Genomic DNA, 10,757 nt, shown 5'->3' with positions numbered 1-10,757 from the left:
TGGTGGGCGATGACGGGCTCGAACCGCCGACCCCCTCCGTGTAAAGGAGATGCTCTACCAACTGAGCTAATCGCCCCCGTCGTGATGGAGTCGCATTATAGGGATACTTGAAATTACGTCAACGCTTTTTAAAAACAAAAATGTTCATTCGGCTTATTTTTAGTCAACCTGACGTGTTTCTCGCCCGCGTAGTCGATTCTTTACGCATTCATGGCCTTAAACCACGTGACTGCCCCTGGTTGTGCGTTGAGGAATCAGGGCAGAGTGGTAGAATGTCAGCCACTTTTTGTTAATTGATAGCGACGTTTTTTGGCGTTGCGTGATTAAGGTTGCACCCAGATGAAAATCAAAACCCGTTTTGCCCCAAGCCCGACCGGCTATCTGCACGTCGGTGGCGCCCGTACCGCGCTCTATTCCTGGCTCTTTGCCCGCAACCTTGGCGGTGAGTTTGTGCTGCGTATCGAAGACACCGATCTCGAACGTTCCACTCAGGCAGCTATCGACGCGATTATGGATGGCATGAACTGGCTGAATCTGGACTGGGATGAAGGCCCGTATTTCCAGACCAAGCGTTTTGACCGTTATAACGCGGTGATTGATGAGATGCTGGAAAACGGCACGGCTTATAAATGCTATTGCTCTAAAGAACGTCTGGAAGCGCTGCGTGAAGAACAAATGGCAAATAACGAGAAGCCTCGTTATGACGGCCGCTGCCGCGACAGCCACGAACATCACGCTGCTGATGAGCCGTGTGTGGTGCGTTTTCGTAACCCGCAGGAAGGTTCTGTCATCTTTGACGATCAGATCCGCGGACCGATCGAATTCAGTAATGACGAGCTGGATGATCTGATCATCCGCCGTACCGACGGTTCACCGACCTATAATTTCTGTGTCGTTGTCGATGACTGGGATATGGAAATCACCCACGTTATCCGTGGCGAAGACCATATCAACAATACGCCGCGTCAGATAAACATCCTGAAAGCGCTGGGCGCGCCGGTACCGGTTTACGCGCACGTTTCTATGATTCTGGGTGACGACGGTAAAAAACTGTCCAAACGCCACGGTGCGGTCGGCGTGATGCAATACCGTGATGACGGTTATCTGCCGGAAGCGCTGCTGAACTATCTGGTGCGTCTGGGCTGGTCTCATGGCGACCAGGAAATTTTCAGCCGCGACGAAATGAAAGCGCTGTTCTCACTGGAAAACGTCAGCAAATCTGCCAGTGCGTTTAACACTGAAAAACTGCAATGGCTGAACCACCACTACATTAACACAATGGATCCGCATTACGTGGCGACCCATCTGCTGTGGCATGTTGAGCAGGCGGGTATCGAAACCCGTAACGGTCCGCAGCTGTTTGAAATCGTGACCCTGCTGGGCGAACGTTGCAAGACGCTGAAAGAGATGGCGGAGTCCTGCCGTTACTTCTACGAAGATTTTGCAGAGTTTGATGCCGACGCGGCGAAGAAACACTTACGCCCGGTTGCACGTCAGCCGCTGGAAGTGGTTCGCGCCAAACTGGCCGCTATCACTGACTGGACCGCTGAAAACATTCACCATGCGATTCAGGGCACGGCGGATGAGCTGGAAGTGGGAATGGGTAAAGTTGGTATGCCACTGCGCGTTGCGGTAACGGGCGCAGGCCAGTCACCGGGTGTTGATGTCACCGTTCACGCTATCGGCCAGAGCCGTGTGCTGGCGCGTATCGATATGGCGTTAGCCTTTATTGCTGAGCGCGAAACACAAGCACAGTAATGGCGGTTAAATAGCGATAAAAAAGCCAGCGCGGGAAACCGGCTGGCTTTTTTCTTTTCTTAAAACCCGGGTGTGAAAAACGTCTTAATTAACGTTGTTCAGTTGCCGGTGTTTCAACGGTCGGGCGGTAGGCCAGGAAATACATCAGGCCAACGAAGCCCGCACCACCTACGGCGTTACCGAGGAACACGGCCACGAAGTTAGGCAGGTATTCTGACCAGCTCAGCGCACCGGCAAAGATTGCCGCAGGCACGATGAACATATTTGCTACCACGTGCTGGAAGCCGATGGCCACGAACGCCATAACCGGGAACCACATGCCGATCACTTTGCCGCCAACTTCTTTGCTGGCGAAGGCCAGCCAGATTGCCAGACACACCAGCCAGTTACAGCCGATACCGGAAATGAACGCATGCATGAAGTCTGCGTTGACCTTCGCGGTGGCGGTTGCCACCGTTTTGCTCAGGAAAGCACCTTCCGTCAGCCCCAGAACGTGGCCGAAGAAATAGGCCACTGCCAGGCTGCCCAGCAGGTTAGCGACAGTGACCCAGAACCAGTTACGCAGCACCGCGTAAAGGCTTATCTGACGCGCGAACCAGGCGATAGGTAAGGTCATCATATTACCGGTCAGCAGTTCTCCCCCTGCTAACACGGTCAGAATGATGCCTACCGGGAAGACGGCAGCGCCAAGCAAGTTACTGAATGAACCCCAGGATGCAGGTAATGTCCCTATTACATGCAGATCCAGAAGGAAACCGGTGGCGATGAATGCGCCAGCCAGAAAGCCCAAAATTAACAAATTCAACACGGTGGCGCGGCTTTTATTAACGCCCGCTGTGACGGCGATGGATGCGATTTCTTTAGGTGAATACAAGGACATGGGAGTGCTCGAATGGTGTAAGTTATGATTATTGCGCGAGAAGTCTATTCTGAGATTTATCTCAAAACAAGGCGATTATCATAGTCTGCTAACATTTCATTAATCATTCGGACATAGATGTTAAGGAAATGCGTAAGCAGATCAGAAAGCTAGGAAAAATGCGGGCTGGCGGACAAATTGTAAAACAAAGCGTCTGTCTGAAAATTTCCCTGATGGCAGAGGATTTTTCCCTGTGGAATGGGGGATTTGGCGGCTTTTTCAGCGCTTGAATTGAGAAACGGATTTAGCCGTTGACAGGGGTAGCGACGTTTCATATTATGCGCCCCGTTCACCCGTTTTTACGGGCATGAATTGGGGGTATAGCTCAGCTGGGAGAGCGCTTGCATGGCATGCAAGAGGTCAGCGGTTCGATCCCGCTTATCTCCACCAACTTCCTTTCCAGAGCAAGTTGGCTGTTTCCTTCCCAGGGAAACAAAAAAGTAAATGTGTACGACCTCGTGTGGGGGTATAGCTCAGCTGGGAGAGCGCTTGCATGGCATGCAAGAGGTCAGCGGTTCGATCCCGCTTATCTCCACCAAATATTAAAGAAACCCGCTTCGGCGGGTTTTTTGCTTTTGTCAGTTTGTCATTTCTCTTGCCTGTTTTACTGCGCTGAATCGCAGACATAAAAAAAGGCGCCGGAGCGCCTTTCTTGTCGTTCTGTATTTGCTTACTTACGCCAGTACCAGACCCGCGATAGAAGCAGACAACACGCTGACCAGCGTTGAGCCGTACAGCAGTTTCAGGCCGAAGCGTGAAACCACGTTGCCCTGATGTTCGTTCAGGCCTTTGATAGCGCCGGCAACGATACCGATGGAAGAGAAGTTAGCGAATGACACCAGGAACACGGACAGGATGCCCACGCCGCGTGGTGAAAGTTCGGTTGCTACTTTCTGCAGATCCAACATCGCAACGAATTCATTGGAAACCAGTTTGGTTGCCATGATGCTGCCTACCTGCAAGGCTTCGTGACTTGGCACGCCCATCATCCACGCGAATGGATAGAAGACATAACCCAGCACGCCCTGGAAGGTGATACCGAATACCACGTCGAACAACGCATTCAGGCAGGAAATCAGTGCGATGAAACCAATCAACATGGCTGCAACGATGATAGCCACTTTGAAGCCTGCCAGGATGTATTCACCCAGCATTTCAAAGAAGCTCTGACCCTGGTGCGTATTACCGATTTGCAGGTCTTCTTCTGAATCAACTTTATAAGGGTTGATCAACGACAGTACGATGAAGGTACTGAACATGTTGAGCACCAGCGCAGCTACAACAAAGCGCGGTTCCAGCATGGTCATGTACGCACCCACAATCGACATAGAAACCGTCGACATTGCTGTGGCAGCCATGGTGTACATACGTTTTTCAGACATTTTGCTCAGAATATCTTTATATGCGATAAAGTTTTCTGACTGACCCAAAATCAGGGAGCTGATGGCGTTGAAAGATTCCAGTTTTCCCATGCCATTAATTTTCGACAGAACCGTACCGATAATACGGATGACGAAAGGCAGTACACGAATGTGTTGTAAAATACCGATCAACGCAGAAATAAACACGATCGGACACAAGACTTTCAAGAAGAAGAACGCTAATCCTTTATCGCTCATGCCTCCAAATACGAAGCCGGTCCCTTCCGCAGCGAATCCTAATAATTTCTCAAACAAGTCTGAGAAGCCTTTCACAAAACCTAAACCAACAGAAGAATTCAGGAAGAAGTAGGCTAACAAGACTTCGATGACCAACAGCTGAACGATGAAGCGTAAACGGATATTTTTCCGGTCACGGCTCACCAGTAAAGCGAGTGCAGCGACAACGGCCAACGCTAATACAAAGTGCAATATTCGGGACATGGGTGCTCCAAATTAGAGGCAGGCTATATTTCGACGGTCATTTTATGTAACGCGTACATTTAAAACGTGAAGTCGATTGCAAATATAGAAATTACAGACACGAATTGCAACAAATCGCGGCCCATCACACAAAAAATCAAGATGTTAATAAAACTAAGCACAATTAGCATTCCTGTGCTAGTTTTATCATGTGCCGTAATGCGTTCTGAATCTGGCCCGTTAATGTCTGTTTTAGGAAAGTGCGCTGCGTCTGGCTTTCTGAAGCCGGGTGAGCGAATCACCCCCTCAGTTATTACCTTCTCGCTTACCGCTGCTGCCTATCAGAGTAATCACTCAGATCATCCCAAATGCACTTGATAATCATTATCAATTAGATATCATTGATGTAAGCGTAATAATTGTAAGGGTTAACTAACTATGCTGAACAGCCGGGCCGAATCTGCAGGCCGCGCGTCCAGAAAGATGAAGCTTTCACTGATGGGGCCGGCCTTTATCGCCGCCATTGGTTATATCGATCCGGGCAACTTTGCGACGAATATTCAGGCCGGTGCTTCTTATGGCTATCAGTTGCTGTGGGTGGTGGTATGGGCCAACGTCATGGCGATGTTGATCCAGTTGTTGTCTGCCAAACTCGGTATCGCGACCGGCAAAAACCTGGCCGAACATATCCGCGATCGTTTCCCGCGTCCGGCCGTCTGGGCTTACTGGGTGCAGGCGGAGATTATCGCAATGGCCACCGATCTGGCCGAATTTATTGGCGCCGCCATAGGCTTCAAATTGCTTCTCGGGGTTTCCCTGTTACAGGGCGCAGTACTTACCGGGATTGCCACCTTTATTATCCTTGGGCTGCAAAAACGCGGGCAAAAGCCGCTGGAACTGGTGATCGCCGGTTTGCTGTTGTTTGTTGCTGCGGCCTATATTGTTGAATTGTTCTTCTCGCAGCCAAGCATGCTGGCGCTGGGCAAAGGCATGTTAATCCCCGCACTGCCAACCGCTGATTCGGTGTATCTGGCCGCGGGTGTGCTCGGCGCGACCATTATGCCGCATGTCATTTATCTGCACTCTTCGCTGACTCAGCGGGGCGGCAAGGCGTCCAAAGCGCAGCGTTATTCAGCCACCAAGCTGGATGTCGGTATTGCCATGACCATCGCCGGTTTTGTGAATCTGGCGATGATGGCGACGGCTGCGGCGGCATTCCATTTCAGCGGACACAGCGGGATCAGTGAGCTGGATGAAGCCTATCTGACGCTGCAACCGTTGCTCGGCCACGCTGCTGCGACCACCTTCGGTCTGAGTCTGGTGGCAGCCGGTTTATCTTCTACAGTTGTCGGCACGCTGGCCGGACAGGTAGTGATGCAGGGGTTCGTGAAATTCTACATTCCGCTGTGGGTTCGCCGTACGGTGACCATGATGCCGTCTTTTATTGTGATCCTGATGGGATTAGATGCCACACGCATTTTGGTGATGAGCCAGGTATTGCTGAGCTTCGGGATTGCGCTGGCATTGCTGCCGTTGCTGGCTTTTACCGGTAACCGCAGCCTGATGGGCGAGATGGTGAATACTAAAACCGTGCAGTGGGCGGGGCGGGTCATCGTGCTGATCGTCGTCAGCCTTAACCTTTATCTGCTGACAGGTATGTTGAAATAACGCCTTCGCCAGCGACAGATAATAAAAAACGGGACAGTTTGCGCTGTCCCGTTTTTGTTTTATTCCGTTGATTAATGGCGGTGATCGCCATGCCCTCCCCGGCGATCATCATGGCCGCGACCCCGATCCGGCCCGCGGCCGTGATCATAATGCGGACGTCCGTGGTCGCTGTGATGATAACGCGGTGGCGGCATCGGACGACGTGGCGGATGGCGTTCGTTCCACCAGCCATGATCGCGCCAGCGATAACCATCCCAGTAATAGCCGCGCGGGCTGCGTGCACCATAGTGGTGACCACGGTAACCATTCCACCAGCCTGGGTTACGCCAGTCATAGCCATCCCAGTAATAACCCCGCCTGTCGCGATCACCGATATTGATAGAAAGGCCCGGCGTATTCAAGCTGAAGCTGCTGGCCTGCACGGTGGGTACCGCCGCAGGGAGCAGGGTAAAGAACAATGTGGCAAAAAGTACCGGCTTTAACATGAGTGGCCCCAGATTCCTTATAATTTATGCTGACAGTTATAAGGGGAAGAGGGCACCGGTACTATTGCTTACAATCCTGTTTTGAATGATTTACGCGCCTTAACGGTTTACTTACGAATCCTCCATAAAGGCGCGTTTTTTATACCGCAGGGTAATCGCTTACACTAAAATCCCTTCGATCGCCGCCAGTTCTTCTGTGCTGAAATGACGGTGAGAGACCATGCCCACGGCATCGTCGATCTGGCTGGTTTTACTGGCACCAATCAGGACGGACGTCACGCGGTCGCCGCGCAGAACCCACGCCAGCGCCATCTGCGACAGCTTCTGACCGCGTGCCTGCGCAATATCATTCAGCTTACGCACTTTTGCCAGCTTCTCTTCCGTCAGCTGATCTGCTGTCAGGAACTTACTGCCGCTGGCTGCGCGGGAATCTTCAGGAATGCCCGCCAGATAACGGTCAGTCAGCACGCCGCCTGCCAGTGGCGAGAAGGCGATAGACCCGACGCCGTTATCCGCCAGCGTATCCAGCAGATCAGCCTCAACCCAGCGCTCGAACAGGGAATATTTTGGCTGATGGATCAGGCACGGCGTGCCAAGATCTTTCAGGATTTCAAACGCTTTTTTGGCGCGTTCTGCCGGATAGTTCGACAAACCGACGTACAGGGCTTTGCCCTGACGCACGATCAAATCCAGCGCCGCCATGGTTTCTTCCAGCGGTGTATCAGGGTCAGGACGGTGATGATAGAAAATATCCACGTACTCCAGCCCCATGCGTTTCAGGCTCTGATTCAGGCTGGCGACCAGATATTTTTTCGAGCCCCAGTCTCCGTACGGGCCGTCCCACATGGTGTAACCGGCTTTGGAGGAAATAATCAGCTCATCGCGATAAGGCAATAAATCTTCCTGCAGGATGCGGCCGAAATGCTGTTCTGCCGAACCCGGAGGCGGGCCGTAGTTATTGGCCAGATCGAAATGGGTGATCCCATGGTCGAAAGCATGGCGGATCAGTTTCCGGCCATTCTCAAAATGGGCGTTATCGCCGAAGTTATGCCACAAACCCAGGGAAATGGCGGGCAGTTTCAGACCGCTCTGGCCACAGCGACGGTATTCCATATTCTCGTAACGGGTTGGACTGGCTTGATACACCATGTGAGTCCTTATAATAAATTCAGAAGTGAACAGAAGGTTATAAATGTCATAAAAAACCAATTTTAGTGTATGCGCTTTCACAAGCATTTCCAGCTAATCAGATCACATACGGAACAATCCTTGTGCGCAGGATCGTTGATTACCGTGACTATTCTTCCTGCCTATTACCTTTACTGCTGAATCCGCTTCCCTGCATTCACACAGTGCAGGGGTGTAACTCTGCGTTGCCATGCCTTATTTCGAATAATAAATGTGCTGTTCCCCGGTTTGGAGTAATACTCATATTAGTGGGATTAACTGGTTACTTTATTTTTCACAGAGGATCGTCATGGTTAATGAATACACAGTAGGTGACTATCTCTTAGATCGTTTATCACTCAGCGGGATCTCCGAGTTGTTTGGCGTGCCGGGCGACTACAATCTGAAATTCCTCGACAGTGTGATTAATCATCAGCAAATCACCTGGGTTGGCTGTACCAATGAATTAAATGCCGCCTATGGCGCAGATGGTTACGCCCGTACCAAAGGTATTGCGGCGTTGCTGACGACGTTTGGTGTCGGCGAACTGAGCGCACTGAATGGCATTGCAGGTAGTTATGCGGAATATGTGCCCGTCGTGCATATCGTGGGTGCGCCAGCGCTGACGTCTCAGCGTAAAGGTGAGCTGCTGCATCACACGCTGGGAGATGGCGAATTCTGTCATTTCATGCGGATGTCAGCTCCGGTCAGCGTGGCGCAGGCGTCCCTCACACCGGAAAATGCCCTGGCTGAAATCGACCGTGTGATTGAAGAAGTGATGTACAGCTCGCGGCCGGGTTACCTGTTATTGCCCAGCGATGTGGCCGCGCTGCCAGTCAGTACCCGTGCGCATGCGTTACCTGCGCGTCAGCCGCCTTTCTCGGCTTCTTCTCTGGAAGCTTTTACTGCCGCCGCTGAAACGCAGTTGCGGGGTGCAAACCGTGTTTCGTTGCTGGCGGATTTTCTGGCAGACCGCTTCAAGGTTAAAAAGGCGCTGGAACTGTGGATGGAAGAAGTGCCGCTGGCGCATTCAACGTTGCTGATGGGTAAAGGTTTATTCAACGAGCAGCAGGCGCATTTTGCTGGCACTTATTCGGGGGCCGCCAGCGCACCGTCAACGAAAGAAGCGATTGAAGGGGCTGATGTGGTGATCACGGTCGGGGTGAAATTTACTGACACCATCACCGCTGGTTTTACCCAGCAGCTTCCGTCCGGAAAATGCATCGACCTTCAGCCCTTTTTTGCCCGCGTGGGCGATAAGATCTTCCATCAGCTGCCGCTCGAAAAAACGGTCAGCGTGATGCACCGCCTCACCGCTGAACTGGCTTCCGGCCGGACGCCTTATCCTGTTAAACACAACGCATTGCCGTTGTCGCACGATAACAGCCTCGGGCAATATGCCTTCTGGCAACAGATTCAGGATTTCCTGCAACCGGGAGATGTACTGGTCGCCGAGCAGGGCACCGCCTGTTTTGGTGCGGCGGCGCTGAATTTGCCGCAGGATTGCCAGTTCGTCGTCCAGCCGTTATGGGGCTCAATCGGTTTCACGCTGCCCGCCGCGTTTGGTGTACAGATTGCCGTACCGGACCGCCGTGTCGTGCTGCTGATTGGTGATGGCTCCGCACAGCTCACCCTGCAGGGATTAGGTGCCGCCATCCGTTATGGCCTGCCGCCGATTATTTTTGTGATTAACAATGACGGTTATACCGTCGAACGGGCGATACACGGCGAAACCCAGCGCTACAACGACATCGCGCAGTGGAACTGGACACAGTTCCCGGCGGCCTTCGGCGGTAAAGAAGTCTTCAGTGCGCGGGCGGATTCGCCGCAGGCGCTGAAAGAAGCGATAGCAAAGGCCACCGCACGGCGGCAGATGGCCTGGATAGAAGTCATTTTGCCCAAAATGGATATTCCTGAACTGCTCAACTCAGTGACTAAATCGCTGGCGCAGCGTAACTCAGGGCAATAAATCAGTTTCCGGTGATGGCGGGACAGTCAGCTGGTCGATGAACCACCAACCCGCCGGACCGGGCTGATTGTTTTTACTCCAGACCGCATCCACCGATATCTGCTTCGGCCAGCCGCGCATCGGCAGGCTGACCAGTTTGTCATGTCCGAACTGTTTCACCAGCCAGTGCGGCAGTGTCGCCCAGCCAAATCCCTGTTCCGCCATTTCCAGCAACATCAGATAACTGGGCGCTGACCAGATCTGACCCCGCGCCCGCGGCATTTCACGACGGCTGTAAGGCTGCAGGCAAAGCTGGCGGAAGGTGTGCAACTGCTCCGGTTGCAGATCGGTGATTTTTGCCAGCGGATGTTCACGGCTGCAAAATACCGACATATCCGTTTGTTCCGGTAAACGCGCCACACCAATGTCCGGCGGATAACTCGCCTGTACTTCCACCATGCCGACATGGGCGCGCCCAGACTGCAACAGGTCGATCACATCCTGATCTTCGGCGATCTGACATTCAAATTCGATATCCGGATACCGGCGTTCAAACCGGCGCAGCAGCGCCTCGTGGTGAGTCGGCTGGTAAGTGTCAGACAGCACAAACGTCAGGCGGGTTTCCACCTGCGTCGATAAACGCACCGCCAGTTCATCGAGGCGTTCGCTGGCCGCCAGAATCGCCTGAACGTGGCTGAGCACGCGTTGTCCGGCTGGGGTCAGCACCGGCTGGCGACTCTGGCGGTCAAACAGTGTTACGCCTAAATCCACTTCCAGATTGGCGATCGCCGTACTGACAGTTGACTGACTCTTGCGCAGTTTACGCGCCGCTGCTGAAAACGATCCGGTATCGGCCGCTTCGACAAAAGCCATCAGGGCTTCCGGTGAATAGCGCATCAGGTACTCCTTCTGGTTCTGACCTATCTATTTTATCGATACTTTCTATCTTTTAACTATCTTATTTAGTGATG

At 52.6% G+C, this 10,757-nt stretch carries 9 protein-coding genes and 3 tRNA genes; 6 read left to right on the top strand and 6 right to left on the bottom strand.

Translation table 11 applies throughout. The features are described 5' to 3' along the window. Positions 1-76 (bottom strand) — tRNA-Val (locus tag EX31_RS20105). A 263-nt stretch (positions 77-339) separates the two neighbouring features. Between EX31_RS20105 and gltX the strand changes: the two genes are divergently transcribed. After that, a complete protein-coding gene (gltX, locus tag EX31_RS20100) occupies positions 340-1,758 on the top strand; it encodes a glutamate--tRNA ligase (protein ID WP_013574447.1) in 1,419 nt (472 codons plus the stop codon). Positions 1,759-1,846: 88 nt separating this feature from the next. Here gltX and EX31_RS20095 read toward each other — a convergent pair whose 3' ends face one another. After that, positions 1,847-2,638 carry a formate/nitrite transporter family protein gene (locus tag EX31_RS20095; RefSeq protein WP_013574448.1) on the bottom strand — a complete coding sequence of 264 codons (792 nt, stop codon included), beginning with the start codon at positions 2,636-2,638 and terminating at the stop codon, positions 1,847-1,849. A gap of 128 nt (positions 2,639-2,766) precedes the next feature. On the opposite strand from EX31_RS20095, the gene EX31_RS26090 reads away from it, so the two are divergent. From EX31_RS26090 to EX31_RS20085, 3 genes are all read left to right on the top strand, one after another. After that, complete coding sequence (locus tag EX31_RS26090; protein ID WP_153374863.1) at positions 2,767-2,907, top strand: hypothetical protein; 141 nt, start codon at positions 2,767-2,769, stop codon at positions 2,905-2,907. Between the two features lie 84 nt (positions 2,908-2,991). Further along, positions 2,992-3,067, top strand: a tRNA-Ala gene (locus EX31_RS20090). A 72-nt stretch (positions 3,068-3,139) separates the two neighbouring features. Beyond that, positions 3,140-3,215: transfer RNA gene (locus EX31_RS20085), tRNA-Ala, on the top strand. A 136-nt stretch (positions 3,216-3,351) separates the two neighbouring features. Here EX31_RS20085 and EX31_RS20080 read toward each other — a convergent pair. Beyond that, on the bottom strand, positions 3,352-4,539 hold the full coding sequence (locus EX31_RS20080; RefSeq protein WP_013574449.1) for a NupC/NupG family nucleoside CNT transporter: 1,188 nt from the start codon (positions 4,537-4,539) through the stop codon (positions 3,352-3,354). Between the two features lie 417 nt (positions 4,540-4,956). Here EX31_RS20080 and EX31_RS20075 point away from each other — a divergent pair, with 417 nt between their 5' ends. After that, a complete protein-coding gene (locus tag EX31_RS20075) occupies positions 4,957-6,186 on the top strand; it encodes an Nramp family divalent metal transporter (protein WP_013574450.1) in 1,230 nt (409 codons plus the stop codon). A gap of 71 nt (positions 6,187-6,257) precedes the next feature. On the opposite strand, the gene EX31_RS20070 is transcribed toward EX31_RS20075, so the two are convergent. Both EX31_RS20070 and mgrA read right to left on the bottom strand, forming a co-directional pair. Then, positions 6,258-6,671, bottom strand: coding sequence for a DUF2502 domain-containing protein (locus tag EX31_RS20070; protein WP_037036335.1), 414 nt, complete (start codon positions 6,669-6,671; stop codon positions 6,258-6,260). A gap of 159 nt (positions 6,672-6,830) precedes the next feature. After that, entirely contained in the window at positions 6,831-7,820 is a 990-nt protein-coding gene (gene mgrA / locus EX31_RS20065; RefSeq protein ID WP_037036334.1) for an L-glyceraldehyde 3-phosphate reductase, read from the bottom strand. A gap of 328 nt (positions 7,821-8,148) precedes the next feature. Between mgrA and EX31_RS20060 the strand changes: the two genes are divergently transcribed. After that, positions 8,149-9,807, top strand: a complete 1,659-nt coding sequence (locus EX31_RS20060) for an alpha-keto acid decarboxylase family protein (protein WP_037036333.1) — start codon at positions 8,149-8,151, stop codon at positions 9,805-9,807. Here EX31_RS20060 and EX31_RS20055 read toward each other — a convergent pair. Next, entirely contained in the window at positions 9,796-10,683 is an 888-nt protein-coding gene (locus EX31_RS20055) for a LysR family transcriptional regulator (protein WP_037036332.1), read from the bottom strand. The two genes, EX31_RS20060 and EX31_RS20055, sit on opposite strands and share 12 nt — an antisense overlap. Positions 10,684-10,757: the final 74 nt, after the last annotated feature.

Origin of the sequence: Rahnella sp. WP5 (genome assembly GCF_000745615.1) — a bacterium.
Classification (GTDB): Bacteria; Pseudomonadota; Gammaproteobacteria; order Enterobacterales; family Enterobacteriaceae; genus Rahnella; species Rahnella aceris.
Note: the sequence above shows the minus strand (reverse complement) of the source record. Positions and strands in the feature narration are given on the sequence as shown.